2 protein-coding genes are annotated in these 26,102 nt (G+C 69.7%); both read left to right on the top strand.

Going from position 1 to position 26,102, the window contains the following annotated elements; translation table 11 throughout:
- Positions 1-522: 522 nt before the first annotated feature.
- The gene (locus tag ACT53Q_RS10095; RefSeq protein WP_476186521.1) at positions 523-18,810 is read left to right on the top strand and encodes a non-ribosomal peptide synthetase; all 18,288 of its coding nucleotides are present in this window, start codon (positions 523-525) and stop codon (positions 18,808-18,810) included.
- On the top strand, positions 18,807-26,102 hold the full coding sequence (locus ACT53Q_RS10090; protein ID WP_476186520.1) for an amino acid adenylation domain-containing protein: 7,296 nt from the start codon (positions 18,807-18,809) through the stop codon (positions 26,100-26,102). Before ACT53Q_RS10095 ends, ACT53Q_RS10090 begins: the two co-directional genes overlap by 4 nt.

The raw sequence follows: 26,102 nt of genomic DNA, 5'->3' as shown, positions 1-26,102 counted from the left end.
TCCTATTGCACTGGCCACCCGCAGCCATTAGCTTAGGCCGCCGAATGGAAATGATTCCGAATACGGAGTGCCAAGGATAAGGCGTCGAGAACGAAGGATCACGGCAGCGACATGCTCATGACGTCGCGCTGTTTTGCTCTTCTCGGGTCGTGATCGACACCCGATGCGACGGGTTCACGCGTCGTCGGGTGCATGAACAAGGACACGACCATCCCGGTTTCGCATGTGTTTCGAGCGAGCCGGATGTTGTAGCGACACACTGCGAGGCGCGCGTGGGTGGCAAGGGGGCCGCGCGCAACGCTGGTGCGTCATGACAGGCATGCGAAGACGATGGCCGGATGTCGGCATGATCGCCGGCAGTCTCATGGTTCGCGACTTCGCCGCCGCATGATCGAGCCGGAAATGCATGTCGAACGCCATCACCGGCGGCGACGCGCACGAATCTGCAACACACGAGCGCTTTACTTGCGCTTCACTTGATCGAGGAAATCGGTTCCGCATAGCGACGATGCAGTTCCATTGATGACCTTTCCAGGAAGGATGGCGCGAAGCGGCATGCCGTGGAAGGCCCAGGACACGTCTCCGGACGCACATGCGATCCGGATGACCACACAAAAGGATTTTGAAATGAACAAGCACGAAGCGTGCTCCGAAGCCCTGTTGTCCAAAGAAGGCGCCGCCGCCTCTTCCGCGCCCCTTCCGGTGTCGCAAACCGGTGCATCTTCGCCGTCTCCCGACGCGCAGCAGCAACCACCGGCTTCCTGGAACGACACGGCGTGCGACGTGCCGCATGCGCTCTGCATCCATGCGCTGTTCGAGGCGCAGGTCGACCGCGCGCCGCAGGCGATGGCGCTGGCTTCTGCCGAGGGAATCCTGGTTTACGGCGAGCTCGATGCGCAGGCCAACCGGATCGCGCATCGACTGCGCGCACTGGGCGTAGGTCCGGATGCACGCGTTGCAATCTGCATGCCCAGCGGCGTCGATCGCGTCGTCGCGGTGCTGGCGACGTGGAAGGCGGGCGGTGCCTATGTGCCGCTGGATCCGGCGTATCCCGCCGAACGGTTGCGCTACCTGCTGCAGGACAGCGAGCCCGCGGTGGTGCTGACCCATGACGGCGTGGCATCCGGCGTGCGCTCGATCCTGCGCACGGCCTCGACGTCGCAGACTGCCTTCCTGGATGTGGGCGCCGAGCGCGAGGCACTGGCCGCGCTGCCGGACACGCGTCTCGCGCCGGACGACATCGGGCTTGCGCCGCAGCATCTTGCGTACGTCATCTACACCTCGGGCTCGACGGGACAACCGAAGGGTGTGATGGTCGAACATCGCGGCGTGGTCAATCTGGCCATCGCGCAGCGCCGTGCCTTCCCGGTGGACGCCGCCAGTCGCGTGCTGCAGTGCGCCTCCTTCAGTTTCGACGCCTGCGTCTTCGAGACGGTGATGGCGCTGTGCAACGGCGGATCGCTGCATCTGCCGGCGGCAGGCGCCGTCGTCGCGGGCCCCGTGCTCCGCGATCTGCTGATCGAACACCGCATCACCCACGCGACGCTGACGCCGTCGGTGCTGGCCGGGATCGACGATCCGGCCTGCATGGCGAGCGTGCGCACGCTGGTGGTGGCCGGCGAGGCCTGCCCGGCGGCGCTGGTCGAGCGCTGGGCGCCGGGTCGCTGCTTCGTCAACGCCTACGGCCCGACCGAGACGACCGTGTGGGCGACGTGGCATGTCTGCGAGGCGCCGATGGCGGGTCGCCCGCCGATCGGGCGGCCGATCGCCAATGCCCGGGTCTACGTGCTCGATGATGCACGCAGGCCGGTGCCGATCGGCGTCGAAGGCGAACTGTACGTCGGCGGCGCCGGGCTGGCGCGCGGCTACCTGCATCGTCCCGAATTGACGCACGAGCGATTCGTGCAGGATCCGTTCGTCGTGCAGGAGGGTGCGCGCATGTACCGCACCGGCGACATCGTCCGCTGGCGCGACGACGGCACGCTCGACTACGTCGGCCGCAACGACGACCAGGTGAAGCTGCGCGGTCTGCGCATCGAGCTCGGCGAGATCGAAGCGCAGTTGCTGGCGCAGCCCGGCATCCGCGAAGCCGTAGTGCGCGTGCGCGAGGACGTCGCGGGCGACCGGCGTCTGGTGGCCTATCTGGTGGCCGATGCCGGCGCAGCCGATCCGCAGACGCTGCGCGATGCGCTCGTGCGCGCGTTGCCCGAATACATGATCCCGGCGGCGTACGTGTCGCTGCCGAATCTTCCGCGCACGCCCAACGGCAAGCTCGACGCCCGCGCCTTGCCTGCGCCCACGTCGAGCGCGCTCGCGCAGCGTGCGTACGAGGCGCCGCAGGGCGAACTCGAAACCGCGCTGGCGACGCTCTGGCAGGCATTGCTGCGGGTGGAGCGCGTCGGTCGGGACGACCATTTCTTCGCGCTCGGCGGACATTCGCTGCTGGCCATGCAACTGGTCGCGCGCATGCGCCAGCGTCTCGGCGTGTCGGCGGCGCTGTCCGATCTGTTCGCGCATCCGGTGCTCCGCGATCTCGCCGCAGCGCTGGCCAATCGACCGGCCGCGGACGCGCTGCCCGACCTCCTTCCCGTGGCGCGTGACGGCGCGCTGCCGCTGTCGTTCGCGCAACAGCGCCTGTGGTTCATCGCCCGCATGGGCGCCCGGGCCAGCGCGGCGTACCACCTGTCCTGCGCGCTCGCCTTGCACGGCGCGCTCGACGAAACCGCCTTGCAGGCAGCGCTCGATCGCATCGTGGAACGCCACGAAGCGCTGCGCACGCGGTTCGCGATCGTCGACGGCCAGCCCGTCCAGCGCATCGAGGCGTCGGCACGTTTCGCGCTGTCGACGCAGGACATCGGCGATGCCCATGCCTCGCATGAAGATGCGATCACGCACTGGCAGGCGATCGAGGCGGAGACGGCGTTCGACCTCGAACACGGGCCGCTGATCCGCGGTCGGTTGCTGCGGCTGTCCGGGCAGGATCACGTGCTGCTGCTGACGATGCACCACATCGTCTCCGACGGCTGGTCGATGGACGTGCTCGCGCGCGAGCTCGATGCGCTCTATCGCGCCTACGCCGTCGACGGTGTTTCGCCGGCTCTCGATCCGCTGCCTGCGCTGCCGGTGCAATACGCCGATTACGCCGCGTGGCAGCGGGCGTGGCTGGCGGGCGAGGTGCAGCAGAGGCAGCTGGATTTCTGGCGCAAGGCGCTGGACGGCGCGCCTGCGTTGGTCGGCCTGCCGACCGATCGTCCGCGGCCGCCGGTGCAGGACTACCGCGGCGGGCTGCTGCCGATCGCGCTCGACGGCGAGCTGACGGCGGCATTGAAGGCACTGTCGCAGCGCCACGGCACGACCCTCTACATGACGTTGCTGGCGGCATGGGCCGCCGTGGTGGCGCGACTGGCCGGCCAGGACGAGGTGGTGATCGGCACGCCGGTCGCCAATCGCACGGTCGTCGAAGTCGAATCGCTGATCGGCTTCTTCGTCAATACGCTGGCGCTGCGCCTCGATCTCGGCGATCAGCCCAGCGTCGCGCAACTGCTGGCACAGGCGCGCGAGCGCGTGGTGTCGGCGCAGGCGCATCAGGACGTGCCGTTCGAGCAGGTGGTGGAAGCGCTGAATCCGCAGCGCTCGCTCGCACACACGCCGATCTTCCAGCTGGCGTTCGCGTGGCAGAACGTGCCGCAGACGGCCTTCGCGCTGGAAGGCATGACGACGACCGCGCTGCCGTCGCCGTCGGCCGATGCCAAGTTCGATCTGACGCTGGAACTGCAGGAGTCGGAAGGCCGCATAGTCGGCACGCTGTGCTTCGCGACGGCGCTGTACGACCTGTCGATGATGCAGCGGCACGTTGGTCATCTCGAAGCGCTGCTGCGCGGCATGGTCTGTGACGACGCGCAGCCGGTCGACGCGATCGACATCATCGACGCCGCCGAGCGCCAGCTGGTGCTCAAGTCGTGGAACGACACCCGGCGCGCATATCCGCAGGACCTGTGCGTGCACCAGCGGTTCGAGCGACATGCCGCCGAAGCGCCGGAAGCGGTGGCGATCGCGTTCGAAGGCGACACCGTCAGTTACGGTGAGCTTGATGCACAAGCCGATGCACTCGCGCAGCGGCTGCGCGTGCTGGGCGTGGGCCCGGAGACGCGCGTGGCGCTGCTGCTGCGCCGCGGCCCGGACCTGATCCGCGCGATGCTGGCGGTGCCGAAGGCCGGCGGTGCGTACGTGCCGCTGGACCCGGGCGCACCGGCGGAGCGCCTGCGCGAAATGCTGTCCGACAGCGCGCCGCGGGTGGTGCTGACGCAGTCCGAGCTGTCGGCGCAGGTCGATCTCTCGGGCGACTGGACCGTGCTGGAACTCGATGCGCTGCCGCCGCTGGCGGAGACGCGCGCGCAATCGCTCGAGCGCACCGCCGCCGACCCCAACCGGTTGGCCTACGTGATCTACACCTCCGGTTCGACCGGCAAGCCGAACGGCGTGATGGTGGAACATCGCCACTTGGCGAATCTCATCGCGTGGCACAGCGAGACCTTCCCGCTGGCGCGCGGCGAGCGCACGTCGAGCACCGCGGGCATCGCCTTCGACGCCTGCACCTGGGAAGTGTGGCCGGCACTGTGCCAGGGCGCGACGCTGGCGCTGCCGTCGTCGAGCACGCACGGTGATCCGTCCGCGCTGCTGGACTGGTGGGAGTCGCAGGACCTGCAGAGCAGCTTCCTCGTCACCGCGCTCGCGGATGCCGCGTTGGCACGCGGGCAGGGCAGTCGGACGAAGCTGCGTTCGCTCTTGACCGGCGGCGACCGGCTTAATCGCTTGCCGACGGCAGACCTGCCGTTCGCGCTGGTGAACAACTACGGCCCGACCGAAACGACGGTGGTGGCCACATCGGGCACGCTGTCGCCGGACGACACGGTGATCCATATCGGTCGCCCGATCGCGAACACGAAGCTCTATCTGCTCGACCGCCACGGCAAGCCGGTGCCGGTTGGGGCACCGGGCGAGCTGTACATCGGCGGCGCACAGGTGGCGCGCGGCTATCTCAATCGCCCCGAACTGACGCAGGCGCGCTTCCTCGACGATCCGTTCTCCGATGAGCCGGGCGCCCGGATGTACCGCACGGGCGACCTCGGCCGCTGGCGCGCGGACGGCACGATCGAATACCTCGGCCGCAACGACCACCAGGTGAAGCTGCGCGGCCTGCGCATCGAGCTGGGCGAGATCGAGGCGCAGCTGTCGGCGCAGCAAGGCATTCGCGAGGCCGCGGTGATCGCGCGCGAGGACGCACCGGGCGAAGTACGGCTAGTCGCCTACGTCGTCGCGGACGGCGAAGTGCCGGAGCCGCAGCGCCTGCGCGAAGGGCTGTCGCGGACGCTGCCGGAGTACATGCTGCCGGCGGCGTACGTCACGCTCGATCGCTTGCCGCTGACGCCGAACGGCAAGCTGGACCGTCGTGCACTGCCGGCGCCGGAGGGTGCGGCGTTCGCGCAGCGCGCGTACGAGGCGCCGCAAGGGACGATCGAGACGACGCTCGCCGCGATCTGGTGCGAGCTGCTGCGCGTGGAGCGCGTCGGTCGGCACGACAACTTCTTCGAACTCGGCGGTCACTCGCTGCTCGCGGTGCAGATGATGGAGCGCCTGCGGCAGGAAGGTTTCGCCGCCGACATTTCCGCGCTGTTCGCGAGCCCGACGCTGGCCGCGCTGGCGCGCGCGATCGAGCAGGCGATGCAGGACGGCCATCGCGAGGTCGTGGTGCCGCCGAACGGCATTCCGGCCGATTCCATGGCGATCGCACCGGAGATGCTGCCGCTCGTTTCGCTCGACGCTGCGCAGATCGCGCGCATCGTCGCGACAGTGCCGGGCGGCGCCGCGAACGTGCAGGACATCTATCCGCTGGCGCCTCTGCAGGAAGGCATCCTGTTCCATCACCTGCTGCAGCCGGATGCCGATCCGTACCTGCTCTCGATCACGTTGGGTTTCGGGACCCGCGCATCGCTCGACGGCTTCGTCGAGGCGCTGCAGCGCGTGGTCGATCGCCACGACGTGCTGCGCACCGCCGTGCTGTGGGAAGGACTCGATGCGCCGGTACAGGTGGTGTGGCGCGACGCGCACATCGACGTGCAGACGCTGGCGCTGGCCGGCGACGACATCGCCGCCGAGCTGGAACGCGACGATGCATCGCGCCGGCTCGAACTGCGGCATGCGCCACTGATGCGCGGCCTCGTCGCGCACGACGCGCAGAACGGCCGCTGGCTGCTGCGTCTGGTCCACCACCACCTGGTGTTCGACCACACCGCGCTGGACATCCTGATGCGCGAGATCGGCCTGATCCTGCGCGATCTCGCGCAGGCGCTGCCGGAGCCCGTGCCGTTCCGAAACTTCGTCGCGCAGGCGCGGCTGGGCACGAGCGCGGAAGCGCACGAAGCCTTCTTCACCCGCATGCTGGGCGACATCGACGAGACCACTGCACCGTTCGGGTTGCTGGAAGTGCATGGCAACGGCGAGCACGCGCACGAGGCCGACCGCTTGCTGCCGGCGGCGCTGTCGCAGCGTCTGCGCCGGCAGGCGCGACGTCTCGGTGTGAGCACGGCCAGCCTGTTCCACTGGGCCTGGGCGCAGGTGCTGGCCAAGACCACCGGTCGCGACGACGTGGTGTTCGGCACCGTGCTGTTCGGTCGCCTGCAGGGCGGCGCGGGTGCGGAACGCGCGATGGGCCTGTTCATCAACACGCTGCCGATGCGGGTCACGCTGGGCGAGACCGGCGTGCGCGACGGCGTGCAGCAGACGCATGCGCTGCTGTCGGAGCTGCTGGGCCACGAGCACGCCTCGCTGGCGCTGGCGCAGCGCTGCAGCGCACTGCCGGCGAGCATGCCGTTGTTCACGACGCTGCTGAACTACCGCCATGGCGCCGGCGTCACCGACATGTCGGCCTGGGCGCCGGGCACCGAACTCGTGTCGGTGCGCGAACGTTCGAGCTATCCGATCGATCTCTCCGTCGACGATCTCGGCGACGATTTCAAGCTGACCGCACAGGCCACGGCGCCGCTCGATCCGCAGCGGATCTGCGGCTACATGCAGACCGTGCTGGCCGCAATGGCCGATGCGCTGGAATCCGCGCCGCTCACGCCGTCCTGGCGGATCGATGCGCTCGACGCGGATGAACGCCATGTGGTGCTGGCCGGTGGGCTTGACGCGCATGACCGCGCCTCGCAGACGGACGACTGCATCCACGCACTGTTCGAGCAGCGCGTGCAGGCGCATCCGGATGCGATCGCGCTGGAACACGAGGGCGCGCGCCTGCGCTACGGCGAACTCAACGCCCGCGCGAACCGCCTCGCGCGCCATCTGCGCGCGCTGGGCGTGGCGCCGGACGCCAAGGTCGCGATCTGCCTGTCGCGCGGCCTCGACATGGTGACGGCGATCCTCGCGGTGCTGAAAGCCGGCGGCGCCTATGTGCCGCTGGATCCGTCGTATCCGCAGGAACGTCTGGCCTACATGCTGCGCGACAGCCGGCCGTGCGCGATGCTCGCGCAGGGCGACGTCGACATCGCGTTCGCGCAGGAGGCCGCGCTGCCCGTGGTGCGGATGGACGATCCGCTGGCACCGTGGGCGTCGCTGGCGGACAGCGACCTCGCGCCGGCCGAAACCGGCCTCGAACCCCGCCATCTGGCCTACGTGATCTACACCTCCGGTTCCACCGGCGAGCCCAAGGGCGTCGCGGTCGAACATGGCCCGCTGGCGCGGCGCATCCCGGCGCTGACCGCACGTTACGGCTTCCGCGCAGACGACCGCCTGCTGCAGTTCGCTTCGATCAACTTCGACGTGTCGATCGAGGAAATCCTGGGCGCGCTGACCGTCGGCGCGACGTTGGTGCTGCGCACGCCCGAGTGGCAGACCGATGCCGCGTGCTTCTGGCAGCTTTGCGCCGAGGCGCGGATCACCGTTGCCGAGCTGCCGACCAAGTTCTGGCAGTACGTGAGCGCCGATCCGGCGATCGCGATCCCCGAGACCGTGCGCATGGTGGTCATCGGCAGCGAAGCGGTCGAGGCGCAGGCCATCCGCGACTGGACGGCGCGTCCCGGCCACCGGCCGCAGCTGTTCAACGCCTACGGTCCCACCGAGGCCGTCATCACCGCGACGGTGCAGGAAGTCCGCTCGGCCGAGGACATCCACATCGGCCGGCCAGTGGGCGACCTCGCGATCTACCTGCTCGATGCGCACGGCCAGCCGACCCCGTTCGGCGTGCCCGGCGAGATCCACATCGCCGGTGCCGGACTGGCGCGCGGCTACCTCGATCGCCCCGAACTCACCGAGGAACGCTTCGTCGCTGATCCGTTCGCGACCACGCCCGGCGCGCGCATGTACCGCACGGGCGACCTCGGCTGCTGGCAACCCGACGGCGCGCTCGCCTACCTGGGTCGCAACGATCGTCAGGTGAAGATCCGCGGCTTCCGCATCGAACTCGGCGAAATCGAAGCACGGCTGTCACGCCTGCCGGGCATCCGCGATGCCGTGGTGCTCGCGCGTGCCGATGCGCCCGGCGAGCAGCGGCTGGTGGCCTATCTGGTCGCGAACGAACAGGCCTCGCGCGGAGACGCGCACGATCCGCAGGCGCTGCGCGATGCGCTGGCACAGACGCTGCCGGAGTACATGATTCCGTCGGCCTACGTGCGGCTGCCCGCACTGCCGCTGTTGCCGAACGGCAAGCTCGATCGCCGCGCGCTGCCGGCGCCGGGCGATGCGGCGTTCGCACAGCGCGCCTTCGAGGCGCCGCAGGGCCGGACGGAAACGACCCTCGCCCGGATCTGGAGCGAGCTGCTGCGCGTCGACCGGATCGGTCGCGACGACAACTTCTTCGAGCTCGGCGGCCACTCGCTGCTCGCGGTGCAGCTGATGGAACGCCTGCGCCGCGAAGACCTGCATGCCGACATCCGCGTCTTGTTCGCCAAGCCGACGTTGTCGGTGCTGGCGCAGGCCGTCGAGGAGGCGCGGCGGGCCGGCGAGCGCGGCGTCATCGCGCCCGCGAACGGCATCCCGCCGGGCTGCGAGGCGATCACGCCGCAGATGCTGCCGCTGGTGACGCTGGACGCGACGCAGATCGCGCGCATCGTCGCCGCGGTGCCGGGCGGCGCAGCGAACATCCAGGACATCTACCCGCTGGCGCCGCTGCAGGACGGCATCCTCTTCCACCATCTGCTGCAGACGCGCGGCGATCCGTACCTGCTGTCGACGCTGCTGTCGTTCGAATCGCGCGCGGCGCTCGACGATTTCGTGCAGGCGCTGCAGAAGGTCGTCGATCGCCACGACGTGCTGCGTACCGCGATCCTGTGGGATGGCCTGCCCGAACCGGTGCAGGTGGTCTGGCGCACCGTGACGATGGCCGTGGAGACGATCGAGGTCGCCGACGGCGACGCCGCGGCGCGGCTGGCGGAAATCGCCGATCCCCGCGATGCGCGCATGGACGTGCGCCAGGCGCCGCTGATGCGCGGCGTGGCCGCCTTCGATGCGCGAAGCCAGCGCTGGATCCTGCTGCTGCTGCAGCATCACCTCGCGATGGACCACGTGGCGGTCGAGCTGATCTTCGAGGAGATCGGCATGATCCGCACCGGTCGCGCGGATGCGCTGCCGGAGCCGGTGCCGTTCCGCAATTTCGTCGCGCAGACGCGACTGGGCGTGAGCGCGCAGGAGCACGAGGCGTTCTTCCGGGAGATGCTGGGCGACGTCGACGAACCGACGGCACCGTTCGGCATGCTGGAGGTGCACGGCGACGGTGACAACGTCCACGAGTCGGAACTGAAGTTGCCGCGCGATCTCTCGCTGCGACTGCGGCAGCAGGCGCGCACGCTCGGCGTGAGCACCGCGAGCCTGTTCCACTGGGCGTGGGCGCAGGTGCTCGCGAAGAGCGCGGGTCGCGACGAAGTCGTGTTCGGCACGGTGCTGTTCGGCCGCCTGCAGGGCGGCGAGGGCGCGGATCGTGCGGTCGGCCTGTTCATGAACTCGCTGCCGATGCGCGTGCAGTTGGGCGATCTCGGCGTGCAGGACGGCATCCTGCAGACGCACGCCGTGCTGTCCGGTCTGGTGCGCCACGAGCACGCGCCGCTGGCACTCGCGCAGCGCTGCAGCGCGCTGCCGACCAACGCGCCGCTGTTCTCGTCGCTGCTGAACTACCGCCACACCACGCCGGCCGGCGATACCGTGGCGGACTGGGCGCAGGGCGTCGAACTGCTGTCGGTGCGCGAACGCACCAACTATTCGTTCACGCTGTCGGTGGACGACCTCGGCGAGGACTTCGAGCTGCGCGCGCAGATCGAGGAGCCGGTCGCGCCGGAGCGCGTCTGCGACTACTTGCACCACGTGCTGGCGCGTCTGGTCGATGCGCTGGCGCATGTGCCGCGGACGCCGTCCTGGCAGATCGACATGCTGGGCGATGCCGAACGCGACTTCCTGGTGCACGACTGGAACGCGACCGATCGCGACTACGCGACGGCCTGTGTGCACGAGCAGTTCTCTGCGCAGGCGACGCGCACGCCGGACGAAGTGGCGCTGCGGTTCGAGGATGTCGAGCTGAACTATGCCGAGCTCGATGCGCGTTCCGATCGCCTCGCGCGCTACCTGATCGAGTCCGGCGTGACGCCGGGCGCGCGCGTGGGCCTGTATCTGTCGCGCTCGCCGGAACTGGTGATCGCGGTGCTCGGCGCGCTGAAGGCCGGTGCGGCCTACGTGCCGCTGGAGCCGAAGCTGCCGAAGGAACGCCTGGGCTACATGGTGCAGGACGCGAACATCGCCTGGGCGCTGCTGGAAGCGGCGACGATGGACGAACTGCCGCTGCAGGGCGTCGACGTGGTGCTGATGGACGGCGCGGCGACGGAAGCGGACTGGCTGGGCGAGTTCACGCAAGGCGAACTGCCATCGATCTCGGCGAACGCCATCGCCTACGTGATCTACACCTCCGGTTCGACCGGCCGTCCGAAGGGCGTGATGGTGGAACACGGCGGGCTGTCGAACTATCTCGCGCATGCGGTCGAAGCGTACCTGCCGGGCCTCGCGGGGTCGGTGGTGAGTTCGCCGCTGTGTTTCGATGCGACGCTGACGACGCTGCTGCCGCCGCTGCTGGCGGGCAAGCCGGTGTGGCTGCTGCCGGACGAGTCGCACACCGAAACCTTGGCGCGCCTCTCGACACGGCTGTTCGCCGAGGGTGAGGGCTGGCTGTTCAAGATCACGCCGGCGCATCTGGACGCACTGTCGTACCTCGAACGCGATGTTGCCGCCTGTAATGCGCCGCACTGCATCGTGGTCGGTGGCGAACAGCTGCCGGCGTCGACGCTGCGCCGCTGGAAGGGCGAACTGCTGCCGAACGCGACCTTCGTGAACGAGTATGGCCCGACCGAAACGGTGGTGGGCTGCAGCGTGTGGACGCTCTCGACGCAGGATCAGCTGTCGAAGCTGGACGGCTCGGCGGCGACGCCGATTGGTCGTCCGATCGGCAACACGCAGCTGTACGTGCTGGATGCGCACGGGCAACTGCAGCCAATGGGCAGCACCGGCGAGCTGTACATCGGCGGTGCGGGCGTGGCCCGCGGCTACCTCAAGCGTCCGGAGCTGACCGCGGAACGCTTCCTGGACAACCCCTTCGCCGAAGGCCGGATGTACCGCACGGGCGACCTCGTGCGGCACCTGCCGGACGGCGAGCTGGAGTTCGTGGGTCGCATCGACGACCAGGTGAAGATCCGCGGGTTCCGGATCGAACTGGGCGAGATCGAAGCGGCGCTGGTGGCGCAGCCAGGCGTGCGGGAGGCGGTGGTGCTGGTGCGCGAGGACGCACCGGGCGATCGTCGCCTGGTCGCGTACGTGGTGCCGGCGGAAGGCGCGACGGCGGAAGCGCACACGCTGCGCGAGGCGTTGTCGCAGTCGCTGCCGGAGTACATGGTGCCGGCGGCGTACGTGGCGCTGGGCATGCTGCCGCTGACCAACAACGGCAAGGTCGATCGCCGCGCGCTGCCCGCACCGGGTGACGCGATGCAGACGCAGCAGGCCTTCGTCGCGCCGCAGGGACCGTTGGAGACCGCGATCGCGGGCGTGTGGAGCGAGGTGCTGGGCGTCGCCCGCATCGGTCGCCACGACAGCTTCTTCGAACTCGGCGGGCAGTCGCTGCTGGTCGTGCGCATGATCTCGCGCCTGCGCCAGTCGCTCGGCCTCAACCTCGCGCTGTCGACCGTGTTCGCGCATCCGGTGCTGCACGATTTCGCGCAGGCGGCCGGCCAGGCGCAGACGACCGCGCTGCCCGCGCTCGCGCCGATGCCGCGGCCGGACGACATGCCGCTGTCGTTCGCGCAGCAGCGCCTGTGGCTGGCGGCGCAGTTCGGCGAAGAAGCGAGTGCCGCCTACCACATGCCCATCGGGCTGCGCCTGCGAGGCCGGCTCGACCGCGCCGCGCTGCAGGCCGCACTCGACGGTATCGTGCGTCGCCATGAGTCGCTGCGCACGTGGTTCGAACTCGTCGACGACCGCCCGGTGCAGCGCATCGCCCCGGTTGCGCCGTTCGGGCTCGTGTTCCAGGCGTTGGATCACACCATCGATCTCGATGTTGCCGAACGCGACGCCACGATCGCGCACTGGAGTCTGCTGGAGTCGCGCGAGCCGTTCGACCTGCATCGCGGTCCGCTGTTCCGCGGTCGCCTGCTGCGGCTCGACGAACGCGACCACGTGCTGCTGCTGACGGTGCACCACATCGTGTCCGACGGCTGGTCGCTGGGCGTGCTCGCCGAGGAGCTGAGCGCGCTGTACCGCGCCTATGCCGTCGACGGCGTGCCGACGTCAGTCGATCCGCTGCCGCCGCTGCCGGTGCAGTATCCGGACTACGCGCTGTGGCAGCGCCAGTGCATGGACGATGCCGTGCAGGCGCACCTGCTCGCGTACTGGCGCGACCAGCTTGCCGGCAGCGCGCCGCTGTCGACGCTGCCGACCGATCATCCGCGCCCGCCCATCAAGGGGTTCGTCGGCGGCATGGTCCACGCGCACGTGCCGCAGGCGACCACCGCGGCGCTCAACGCACTCGCTGCGGGCCATTCCGGCACGCTGTTCATGTTGCTGATGGCGGCGTTCAACGTCGTGCTGTCGCGCTACACCGGCCAGACCGACCTCAACGTCGGCACGGTGGTGGCGAATCGCAATCGCGCCGAGGTCGAGCCGTTGATCGGCCTGTTCCTCGACACGCAGGCGATCCGCACCCGGCTCGATCCCGAGCAGAGCTTCGAATCGCTGTTGCAGCAGGTGCGCGCCACGTTGATCCAGGCGTACCTGCATCAGGACCTGCCGTTCGACCGGTTGCTCGAAGACCTGAAGCCGGCGCGCAGCCCCGGCGTGCCGCCGGTGTTCCAGGTGATGGTGCAGATGCAGAGCGTGCCCGATCCGGTCGTGCGCCTGCCCGAGCTGGAGATGGAAGAACTGCCGCTCGCCGAGCATACGGTCAAGTTCGACCTCACGCTCTACGTCAACGAGCGCAACGGCGCGATCGACATCGCCTACGAGTACGACGCCGCGCTGTACGAGCCCGCCACCATCGAGCGCCTGGCCGCGCACTTCGGCCGCATGCTCGATGCCGTCGCGGCCACGCCGCAGGCGCGCCTGTGCGAGGTGTCGCTGCTCGACGATGACGAACGCGACTTCCTGGTGCGCGACTGGAACGCGACCGATCGCGACTACCCGACGGCCTGCGTCCATGCGCAGTTCTCGGCGCAGGCCGTACGCACGCCGGCAGCGGTGGCGCTGCGGTTCGAGGATGTCGAACTGAGCTATGCCGAACTCGATGCACGCTCCGATCGCCTTGCGCGCTACCTGATCGAGTCCGGCGTGACGCCGGGTGCGCGCGTGGGGCTGTACCTGTCGCGTTCGCCCGAGCTGGTGATCGCGGTGCTCGGTGCGCTGAAGGCCGGCGCGACCTACGTGCCGCTGGAGCCGAAGCTGCCGAAGGAACGGCTGGGCTACATGGTGCAGGACGCGAACATCGGCTGGGCGCTGCTGGAAGCGGCGACGATGGACGAACTGCCGCTGCAGGGTGTCGACGTGGTGCTGATGGACGGCGCGGCGACGGAAGCGGACTGGCTGGGCGAGTTCACGCATGGCGAACTGCCATCGATCTCGGCGAACGATGTCGCCTACGTGATCTATACCTCCGGCTCGACCGGCCGGCCGAAGGGCGTCATGGTCGAGCACGGCGGATTGTCGAACTATCTCGCGCACGCGGTCGAGGCGTACCTGCCGGGCCTTGCGGGCTCGGTGGTGAGTTCGCCGCTGTGCTTCGACGCGACGCTGACGACGCTGCTGCCGCCGCTGCTGGCGGGCAAGCCGGTGTGGCTGCTGCCGGACGAGTCGCACACCGAGACGCTGGCGCGGCTATCTGAGCGCCTGTTCGCCGAGGGCGAGGGCTGGCTGTTCAAGATCACGCCGGCGCATCTGGACGCACTGTCGTACCTCGAACGCGATGTCATTGCCTGCGATGCGCCGCACTGCATCGTGGTCGGCGGCGAACAGCTGCCGGCGTCGACGCTGCGCCGCTGGAAGGGCGAACTGCTGCCGAACGCGACGTTCGTGAATGAGTACGGCCCGACCGAGACGGTGGTGGGCTGCAGCGTGTGGACGCTGTCGGAAGAGTCGCAGCTCTCGAAGCTCGAAGGCTCGGCCGCGACGCCGATCGGCCGTCCGATCGGCAACACGCAGCTGTACGTGCTGGACGCGCATCGGCAGTTGCAGCCGATGGGCAGCACGGGTGAGCTGTACATCGGCGGTGCGGGCGTGGCGCGTGGCTACCTCAAGCGTCCGGAGCTGACCGCGGAACGCTTCCTAGACAACCCCTTCGCCGAAGGCCGGATGTATCGCACGGGCGACCTCGTGCGGCACCTGCCGGATGGCGAACTGGAGTTCGTGGGCCGCATCGACGACCAGGTGAAGATCCGCGGGTTCCGGATCGAGCTGGGCGAGATCGAGGCGGCGCTGGTGGCGCAGCCGTCGGTGCGCGAGGCGGTGGTGCTGGTGCGCGAGGACGCGCCGGGCGATCGCCGTCTCGTCGCATACGTGGTGCCGGTTGAAGGTGCAACGGCGGAGGCGCATGCGCTGCGCGAGGCGCTGTCGCAGTCGCTGCCGGAGTACATGGTGCCGGCGGCGTACGTGGCGCTGGGCACGCTGCCGCTGACCAACAACGGCAAGGTCGATCGCAAGGCGCTGCCCGCGCCCGGCGACGTCGCCTTCGCGCAGCGCGATTTCGAGGCGCCGCAGGGTCCGGTCGAAACGCTGCTGGCGGGCATCTGGAGCGAACTGCTCGGCGTCGAACGCGTCGGGCGGCAGGACAACTTCTTCGAGCTCGGCGGGCATTCGCTGCTGGCCGTGCGCCTGATGGGCATCCTGCGGCGCGAATCGCTCAACATCGACATCCGCGCCCTGTTCGCGCAGCCGACGCTGGCCGCGCTGGCGCAGGCGGTGGAGGACGCGCAGCGTGGCGCATCGACCGACGTGGTCGTGCCGCCGAACGGCATCCCGGCCGGCTGCACCGCCATCGTGCCGGAGATGCTGCCGCTGATTTCGCTCGACGCCGCGCAGATCGCGCGGATCGTCGCGGCGGTGCCGGGCGGTGCGGCGAACGTGCAGGATCTCTATCCGCTGGCGCCGCTGCAGGAAGGCATCCTGTTCCATCATCTGCTGCAGGTGCAGGGCGATGCCTACCTGCTGTCGACCACGCTGGCCTTCGACACGAAGGCGCGGCTCGATGCCTTCGTGGGCGCGCTGCAGCAGGTGATCGATCGCCACGACGTGCTGCGCACCGCAGTGCTGTGGGAGGGACTGGCGGAACCGGTGCAGGTGGTCTGGCGCCACGCCCGTTTCGAGGTGCAGACGCCGACGCTGTCCGCCGGCGACGTGGCGACACGTCTCGCCGAACTCACCGATCCGCTGCACATCCGCATGGACGTGAGCCATGCGCCGCTGATGCACGGCCACGCAGCGTTCGATGCCGCCAACCAGCGCTGGCTGCTGCAGTTGGTCCATCACCACCTGGTGCTCGACCACACCGCGCTGGAGGTGCTGCTGCACGAGATCGGCCTGATCCTCGGCGGCCGCGCGCACGAACTGGCCGAGCCGGTGCCGTTCCGCAACTTCGTCGCGCAGGCCCGCCTGGGCGTGAGCGAGGCGGAACACGAAGCCTTCTTCGGACGCATGCTCGGCGACGTGGAGGAGCCGACGGCGCCGTTCGGCATCCTGAAGGTGGAAGACGAAGGTGCGCATGTCCGCGAGGCGCAGCGTGCGTTGCCGCGTGCGCTGTCGAAGCGCCTGCGCCAGCAGGCCCGGAGCCTCGGCGTGAGCACGGCCAGCCTGTTCCACTGGGCCTGGGCGCAGGTGCTGGCGCGCACCACCGGCCGCGAGGACGTGGTGTTCGGCACCGTGCTGTTCGGTCGCCTGCAGGGCGGCGCCGGTGCGGAACGCGCGATGGGCCTGTTCATCAACACGCTGCCGATCCGCGTGCGACTGGGCGAGACCGGCGTGCGCGACGGCGTGCAGCAGACGCACGCGCTGCTGTCGGAGCTGCTGGGCCACGAGCATGCCTCGCTGGCGCTGGCGCAGCGCTGCAGCGCGCTGTCGTCGAGCACGCCGCTGTTCTCGGCGGTGATGAACTACCGCCACAGCGTCGATGCCGCCGCCGAGGCCGAAACGCCGGACTGGGCGCACGGCATGCAGATGCTGTCGGCGGTGGAACGCACCAACCACGTGCCGTTCATCATGGCGGTGGACGACCTCGGTGAGGACTTCGAGCTGAAGGCGCTGGTCGAACAGCCGGTCGCCCCGGAGCGGATCTGCGCCTACCTGCAGACCGCGCTGGAATCGCTGGCCGACGCACTCGAAGGCGCATCGCAACTGCCGTCGTGGCAGGTCGAGGTGCTGGATACGGACGAACGCCGGCAGGTGCTCGAAGACTGGAACCGCACCGGTCGCGAATGGCCGCATCCGGACGCGTGCGTGCAGACGCTGTTCGAGCGCCAGGTGCAGGCCACGCCGGACGCGCTCGCGCTGGCGCAGGGCGAGGAACGGCTGACTTATCGCGAACTCGACGCGCACGCGAACCGGCTGGCGCACCATCTGCGCGGTCTCGGCGTGAAGCCCGACGAGAAGGTCGCGATCTGCCTGCAGCGCAGCGTCGACACGATCGTCGCGATGCTGGCGGTGCTGAAGGCCGGCGGTGCCTACGTGCCGCTCGACCCGTCGTATCCGCAGGGCCGCCTCGATTTCATGCTGCGCGACAGCCGCCCGCGCGTGCTGATCACCACCGCGGCGCTGCAGGACCAGTTGCCGGCGAGCCCGATCCTCTGGCGCACGCCGGTGGTGGACATGACCGAAGCCGAGCAGTGGCAGTCGCTGTCGTCCGAGGCGATCCATCCGACCGCGTCCGGCCTGCTGCCGACGCACCTGGCCTACGTCATCTACACCTCGGGTTCGACCGGCGTGCCGAAGGGCGTCATGGCGACGCATCGCGGCCTGTGCAACCTGGCGCAGGCGCAGATCGCGGGCTTCGGCGTGCATCCGGACAGCCGCGTGGTGCAGTTCGCGTCCTTCAGCTTCGACGCCTGCATCTCCGAGGTGATGATGGCGCTGCTGTGCGGCGCCAGCCTGCACCTGCCGCCGCCGGGTCCGCTGGCGGGCCGGGAGCTGGTGGCGTGGCTCGATGCGCAGCGCATCACCCACGCGACGCTGCCGCCGGCCCTGCTGGCCAGCCTGCCGGACGACACCGCGCTGTCGCACCTGCACACGCTGATCCTCGCCGGCGAGGCCACCAGTGCCGCGCAGGTGCGGCGCTGGGCGCCGGGACGCCGGCTGATCAACGCCTACGGCCCGACCGAAGGCACGGTGTGCGCGAGCATGCACGACTGCGATCCGTCGTCGACCGAGTCGCCGCCCATCGGTCGGCCGATCGCCAACGTCCGCCTCTACGTGCTGGATGCGCATGGTCGCCCGGCGCCGATCGGCGTGGCCGGCGAGCTGCACATCGGCGGCGTGCAGGTCGCGCGCGGCTACCTCAACAACGCGACGTTGACCGACGAGCGCTTCGTGCCCGATCCGTTCGCTGGCGAGGCCGATGCCCGCCTGTACCGCACCGGCGACCTGGCGCGCTGGCGTGCTGATGGCACGCTCGATTTCCTCGGCCGCAACGACCATCAGGTCAAGATCCGCGGCTTCCGCATCGAACTCGGCGAGATCGAAGCGAAGCTGCTGGCGCAGTCAGGCGTGCGCGAGGCGCTGGTGCTCGCGCGCGAGGACGTCACCGGCGACAAGCAGCTCGTCGCCTACGTGGCCGACGGTGCGAACGGGGAACTCGACACGCAGGCGTTGCGTCGCGCGCTCGCGCAGGCGCTGCCGGACTACATGGTGCCGGCCGCCTGGGTGGTGCTGGCGAGCCTGCCGGTCACACCGAACGGCAAGGTCGATCGCAAGGCGTTGCCGCTGCCGTCGCAGGCCGGCGTCGCGCAGGCCGCGTACGAACCGCCGGAGGGCGTGACCGAGACCACGCTGTCGCAGATCTGGAGCGAACTGCTGGGCATCGAGCGCGTCGGCCGGCAGGACCACTTCTTCGAACTCGGCGGGCATTCGCTGCTGGCGACGCGACTGATCTCGCGCGTCCGCAGCGAGTGGGACATCGAGCTGTCGCTGATGACGATCTTCTCGAACCCGCGCCTGAGCGAGTTCTCAGAAGCCATCGTCGACTGCCAGCTCGCGCAGTTCGACGCCGACTACCTCGACACGATCGTCGCCCAGCAACAAGGCCTCGTCCAATGAACAACGCCACCCTGAAGACCATGACGCGCGCCGAGCGCGAGGCTCTGCTCCTGGCGGCGCAGGCCGCGCGTGGCAAGCCGAAGCCCGCCGGTCGTCCGGTCGGCATTCCCGCGCGCACCGCGCCGCGCGCGCACTGGCCGCTGTCGTTCGCGCAGCAGCGACTGTGGTTCATCGCGCACATGTGGCCGACGGCGCACATGCTGCATTTCGGCCTGGGCCTGCGCGGCCCGCTCGACACGCCCGCCCTGCAGGCGGCGCTGGACCGCATCGTCCGTCGCCACGAAGGCCTGCGCACGCGCTTCGAGGTGGTGGGCGAACAGCCGGTGCAGTGCATCTCCGAAACCGCCGGTTTCATGCTGCTGCACCACGATCTGGCCGAGGAGGGCGGCGAGGCCGCGGCGATGATCGATCGCTGGCAGCGCGAGGAAGCGTCCACGCCGATCGATCTCGAGCACGGCCCGATGATCCGCGGCCGCCTGCTGCGGCTGGCCGAGCAGGACCACGTGCTGCTGGTGACGATGCACCACATCGTGTCCGACGGCTGGTCGATGGGCATCCTCGCGAACGAACTGGACACGCTCTATCGCGCCTATGCGGGGCAGGGCGTGGCGTTCGACGTCGACCCGCTGCCGGCGCTGCCGATCCAGTACGCGGACTACGCGCTGTGGCAGCGCGAATGGCTGACCGACGAGGTGCAGCAGCGACAGGCGGCGTTCTGGCGCGAGCAATTGTCCGGCGCGCCGGGGCTGGTCGGGCTGGCGACCGATCGCCCGCGTCCGCCGGTGCAGGATTCGCGCGGCGAACTGCTGCCGGTCGCGTTCGACGGTGAACTGGCGGCGGGCCTGAAGGCGTTGTCGCAGCGGCACGGCACCACGCTGTACATGACGCTGCTGGCGGCCTGGGGCGCGCTGGTGGGCCGGCTGGCCGGGCAGGACCAGGTGGTGATCGGCTCGCCGGTCGCCAACCGCACCCGCGCCGAGATGGAGCCGCTGATCGGCTTCTTCGTCAACACGCTGGCGTTGCGCATCGACCTGAGCGACCAGCCCACCGTGGCGCAGCTGCTGGCGCAGGTGCGCGAGCGCGTGCTGCTGACGCACAGCCACCAGGACCTGCCGTTCGAGCAGGTGGTGGACGCGCTGAAGCCGGAGCGCACGCTGGCGCATACGCCGATCTTCCAGGTCACCTTCGCCTGGCAGAACACGCCGGAGGAAACGCTCGAACTCGACGGCCTGCAGTTGAACGTGCTGCCGCCGCGCAACGGCGAGCACAACGCCCAGTACGATCTGGAACTTGACTTGCACGAGACCCGCGACGGCATTGCCGGCACGCTCGGCTTTTCGCGTGCGCTTTACGACCGCGACACGGTGGTGCGCTTCCGCAACCATCTGGAAGCGCTGCTGCGCGGCATGGTGCACGACGACGCGCAGCCGGTCGACGCGATCGACCTGCTGGACGCGGCCGAGCGCGAGCGCGTGCTGACGACCTGGAACGACACGCGCCGCGACTACGCGCTCGACGTCTGCGTGCACGAACGCTTCGAGCTCCATGTGGCCGAAGCGCCGGAGGCCGTGGCGATCACGTTCGAAGGCGCGTCGACCACCTACGGCACGCTCGACGCAGACGCCAACCGCCTCGCGCACCAGCTGATCGCGCAGGGCGTGCGCGCCGAGACGCGCGTCGCGGTGGTCGCTGCGCGCGGCCCGGCGCTGGTCACGGCCTGGCTCGCGGTGCTGAAGGCCGGCGGCGTCTACGTCGCGATGGATCCGGCGTACCCGCAGGAGCGCCTTGCCTACATGCTCGACGACAGCCGGCCGCGCGTCGTGCTCACCGAGGCCGCGCTGCAGGACCAGTTGCCGTCGTGCCGCGCGCTGCGTACCGCCGCCGTGCTGGTGCTGGACGAACCGACCTGGCAGCAGCGTCCGGCGACTGCGCCCGGCCGCGAGGCGACGGGCCTGCAGCCCGAGCACCTGGCCTACGTGATCTACACCTCCGGTTCGACCGGAAAGCCGAACGGCGTGATGGTGGAGCATCGCCACCTCGCGAACCTGATCGCGTGGCATTCGGAGACCTTCCCGCTGGCGCGCGGCGAGCGCACGTCGAGCACCGCGGGTGTCGCGTTCGACGCCTGCACCTGGGAAGTGTGGCCGGCGCTGGCGCAAGGCGCGACGTTGGCGCTGCCGCCGTCGAACACGCACGGCGATCCGTCGGCGCTGCTCGACTGGTGGGAGTCGCAGGATCTGCAGAGCAGCTTCCTCGTCACCGCGCTTGCGGATGCCGCATTGGCACGCGGGCAGGGCGGCCGCACGAAGCTCCGCTCGCTGCTGACCGGCGGCGACCGATTGAATCGCTTGCCGACGGCGGACCTGCCGTTCGCGCTGGTGAACAACTACGGTCCGACCGAAACGACGGTGGTGGCCACATCGGGCACGCTGTCGCCGGACGACACGGTGATCCACATCGGCCGTCCGATCGCGAACACGAAGCTCTATCTGCTCGATCGCCACGGCAAGCCCGTGCCGGTCGGCGCGCCGGGCGAACTGTACATCGGCGGCGCACAGGTCGCGCGTGGCTATCTCAATCGCCCCGAACTGACGCAGGCGCGGTTCCTCGACGATCCGTTCTCGGACGAGCCGGGGGCGCGGATGTATCGCACCGGCGACCTCGGCCGCTGGCGTGCGGACGGGACGATCGAGTATCTCGGCCGCAACGATCATCAAGTGAAGCTGCGCGGCCTGCGCATCGAATTGGGCGAGATCGAGGCGCAGCTGTCGGCGCAGCCGAACGTGCGCGAAGCGGCTGTGATTGCGCGCGAGGACGCACCGGGCGAGATACGTCTCGTGGCGTATGTCGTCGCGGACGGCGAGGCGCCGGAGCCGCAGCGCCTGCGCGAAGGGCTGTCGCGGACGCTGCCGGAGTACATGCTCCCCGCCGCTTACGTCACGCTGGATCGCCTGCCGCTCACCCCGAACGGCAAGCTCGACCGTCGTGCGCTGCCAGCGCCGGAGGGCGCGGCGTTCGCGCAGCGCGCATACGAAGCGCCGGAAGGGACGATCGAGACCACACTCGCCGCGATCTGGTGCGAACTGCTGCGCGTGGAGCGCGTCGGCCGGCACGACAATTTCTTCGATCTCGGCGGGCATTCTCTGCTCGCGGTGCAGATGATGTCGCGCGTGCGGCAGCGGCTGGGACTGGAGATGACCGTCTCGCAGTTGTTCACGCATCCGGTCATGCAGGCGTTCGCCGCCGCGCTGGCGGAGGCACCGGCCAGCGCACTGCCGGCATTGCTGCCCGCGCCGCGTACCGACGCGCTGCCGCTGTCGTTCGCGCAGCAGCGGCTGTGGTTCATCGCGCAGATGGGCACGGTGGCGAGCGGGGCCTATCACATGCCGGGCGGCCTGCGCCTGCGCGGTGCACTCGATGTCGCCGCGCTGCAGGCGGCGCTGGATCGCGTCGTGACCCGCCACGAAGCCCTGCGCACGCGTTTCGAAGTGGTCGACGGACAGCCGGTGCAGCGCATTGACGCGTCGGCGGGCTTCGCGCTCGAACGGCAGGACATTGGTGCAGGCCACGCGTCGACCGAAGACGCGATCGCGCACTGGCAGTCGATCGAGGCGGAAACGCCGTTCGATCTCGAACGCGGTCCGCTGATCCGCGGCCGGCTGCTGCGGCTCGCGGAACACGACCACGTGCTGCTGCTGACGATGCACCACATCGTGTTCGACGGCTGGTCGCTGGGCGTGCTGATGGACGAATTCGCCCGCCTCTACGCGGCGTATGCGACGCAGGGGCTGTCGATCGACAGCGATCCGCTGCCCGCGCTCGCCGTGCAGTACGCGGACTATGCCGCATGGCAGCGCGACTGGCTGTCGGGCGCGGTGCAGGCGCAGCAACTGGCGTTCTGGCGCGACCGGCTGGCGACCGCGCCGGCACTGGTCGCGCTGCCGACCGACCGTCCGCGCCCGGCGGTGCAGGACTATCGCGGCGAAAGTCTGTCGATCGCATTGGACCCGCAGCTCAGCGCAGGGCTGAAGGCGTTGTCGCAGCGGCATGGCACCACGCTGTTCATGACCTGTCTCGCGGCCTGGGGCGCGCTGGTGGCGCGACTGGCCGACCAGGACGAGGTGGTGATCGGCACGCCGGTCGCGAACCGCACGCGCGCCGAGGTCGAGCCGCTGATCGGCTTCTTCGTCAACACGCTGGCGCTGCGCCTGGATCTCGGCGATCGCCCGACCGTGGCGCAACTGCTGGCGCAGGTGCGCGAATCCGTGCTGGAGGCGCAGAACCACCAGGACCTGCCGTTCGAGCAGGTCGTGGAGGCGCTGAAGCCGAAACGCACCATGGCGCACACGCCGCTCTTCCAGCTGATGTTCACCTGGCAGGGTGCGTCGGAATCCGCGCTCGAGATGCCGGGGTTGCAACTGGAGGAACTGACATTGCCGCCGGCCACGGCCAAGTTCGACCTGACGCTGGAACTGCAGGAAGCCGGGGACCGCATCGTCGGCACGCTGTGCTTCGCGACGGCGCTGTACGACCTGTCGACGATGCAGCGGCACGTCGGCCATCTCGAAGCGCTGCTGCGCGGCATGGTCCGCGACGACGCGCAGCCGGTGGACGCGATCGACCTCATCGACGCCGCCGAGCGCCAGATGGTGTTGAAGGCGTGGAACGACACCCGGCGCGCGTATCCGCGCGACGTCTGCGTGCATCAGCGGTTCGAGCGGCACGCGGCCGAGGCGCCTGAGTCAGTCGCGATCGCCTTCGAAGGTGACACCGTCAGTTACGGCGAGCTCGACGCGCAGGCCGATGCGCTCGCGCAGCGGCTGCGCGCGCTGGGCGTGGGCCCGGAGACGCGCGTGGCGCTGCTGCTGCGCCGCGGCCCGGACCTGATCCGCGCGATGCTGGCGGTGCCGAAGGCGGGCGGTGCGTACGTGCCGCTGGACCCGGGCGCACCGGCGGAGCGCCTGCGCGAAATGCTGGCCGACAGCGCGCCGCGGGTGCTGCTGACGCAGTCCGAGCTGTCGGCGCAGGTCGATCTCTCCGGCGACTGGAGCGTGCTGGAGCTCGATGCGCTGCCGCCGCTGGCGGAGACGGTGCAACAGACCGCTCGCACCGCCGCCGACCCGAACCGGTTGGCCTACGTGATCTACACCTCCGGTTCGACCGGCAAGCCGAACGGCGTGATGGTCGAACATCGTCACCTCGCGAACCTCGTCGCGTGGCATTCGGAGACCTTCCCGCTGGCGCGCGGCGAGCGCACGTCGAGCACTGCGGGCGTTGCGTTCGACGCCTGCACGTGGGAAGTGTGGCCGGCGCTGGCGCAGGGCGCGACGCTGGCGTTGCCGCCGTCGAGTACGCAGGGCGATCCGTCGGCGCTGCTGGACTGGTGGGAGTCGCAGGACCTGCAGAGCAGCTTCCTCGTCACCGCACTCGCGGACGCGGCGCTGGCGCGCGGGCTGGCGAACAAGACGGGCCTGCGCTCGCTGCTGACCGGCGGCGACCGATTGAATCGCTTGCCGACGGCAGACCTGCCGTTCGCGCTGGTGAACAACTACGGCCCGACCGAGACGACGGTCGTGGCGACGTCGGGGGTGATCTCGTCGGACGACACGGTGATCCACATCGGCCGCCCGATCGCGAACACGAAGCTCTATCTGCTTGATCGCCACGGCAAGCCGGTGCCGGTCGGTGCGCCGGGCGAGCTGTACATCGGCGGCGCGCAAGTCGCGCGTGGCTATCTCAATCGCCCCGAATTGACGCAGGCGCGGTTCCTCGACGATCCGTTCTCCGACGAACCCGGCGCCCGGATGTACCGCACCGGTGACCTCGGTCGCTGGCGTGCGGACGGGACGATCGAATACCTCGGCCGCAACGACCATCAGGTGAAGCTGCGCGGCCTGCGCATCGAACTGGGCGAGATCGAGGCGCAACTGGCGGCGCAGCCGAACGTGCGCGGAGCGGCGGTGATCGCGCGCGAGGACGCACCGGGCGAGGTGCGTCTCGTAGCCTACGTGGTCGCGGACGGCGACGCGCCGGAGCCGCAGCGCCTGCGCGAAGGGCTGTCGCGGACGTTGCCGGAGTACATGCTCCCCGCCGCTTACGTCACGCTTGATCGCCTGCCGCTGACGCCGAACGGCAAGCTGGATCGCCGTGCGCTGCCGGTGCCGGAGGGCGCGGCGTTCGCGCAGCGGGCGTACGAGGCGCCGGAAGGACCGGTGGAAACCACGCTCGCCGCGATCTGGCGCGAACTGCTGCGCGTGGAGCGCGTCGGCCGGCACGACAACTTCTTCGAGCTCGGCGGGCATTCGATGCTGGTCACCCGCCTGATCGACGGCGCCCGCCGGCGCGGCCTCCTGCTGGATTTGCGGCAGGTGTTCGATGCGCCTACACTGGCCGGCCTTGCGACCGTCGTCACGCTGGGCGGGCAGGGCGAGGAGACGCAGAGCAGCCTGATCCCGGTGCGCATCGCCGGATCGCGGCGCCCGCTGTTCTGCTTCCACGAAGGATTCGGCAGCGTCTTGGCCTACGAACGTCTGGCGCGTTTCATCGACGCGGACGTCCCGGTGTACAGCATGGAAGCCAGAGCAATGCACGAGGACCCGCCGGTCTACCGGTCGCTGGTCGAAATGGCGCGCGATTACCTTCGCCAGATCCGGGCCGTGCAGCCTGTCGGCCCCTATCGTCTCGCCGGCTGGTCCGGCGGCGGCCTGATCGCCTACGAAGTCGCGCGCCAGTTGCTGGAGAACGGCGAATCCGTCGGCTATCTCGGCATGATCGACACCTACCGGCTGTCGCCGGAGGACATGGACGGCGACATCGCCCAGACCAAGCACTTCCTCATCCGCATCCTCCAGTACCTGCGGCCGGAACTGACGCCGGACGTGCTGCGCGGCCTGCTCGCCTTCGACGACCTCGACGCGATGGTCGCCGAATGCCACCGCAACGGCTGGCTCGGCCCGGACGTGACCGGGCACGAAATGGATCGCCGCTTCCGCGTCGCCAACGACATCGCGCGCGCCAGCGTGCAATACGTGCCGCCGCCGATCGATCTCGATGTCAGTCTGTTCAGCGCGCAGGAACCCGTCCGCGACGATCGCAGCAACGGCTGGTCGTCGCTGCTCGGCGCGCGGCTGGAGGTCGTCGAGGTGGGCGGCACGCACATGGCGATGATGCAGGACGAGACCCTGCTCGCAAGGATCGCCGGCCCGATGAACCGCGCGCTGCTCGGCACCGGTGCCGCGCCGTCCCGATCCGCTCCCGCCGCTTCGCGGAGCGTCGATCTTTCTCTTTCCTAA

This window comes from Lysobacter sp. DMC97, assembly GCF_056313745.1.
This window is presented reverse-complemented; position numbering and strand designations above follow the sequence as displayed.

What these genes read in the sequence shown, in the direction of transcription:
- ACT53Q_RS10095 (WP_476186521.1), top strand. Translation starts at nt 523, where the DNA reads ATGACCTTTCCAGGAAGGATGGCGCGAAGCGGCATGCCGTGGAAGGCC.
- ACT53Q_RS10090 (WP_476186520.1), top strand. Translation starts at nt 18,807, where the DNA reads ATGAACAACGCCACCCTGAAGACCATGACGCGCGCCGAGCGCGAGGCT.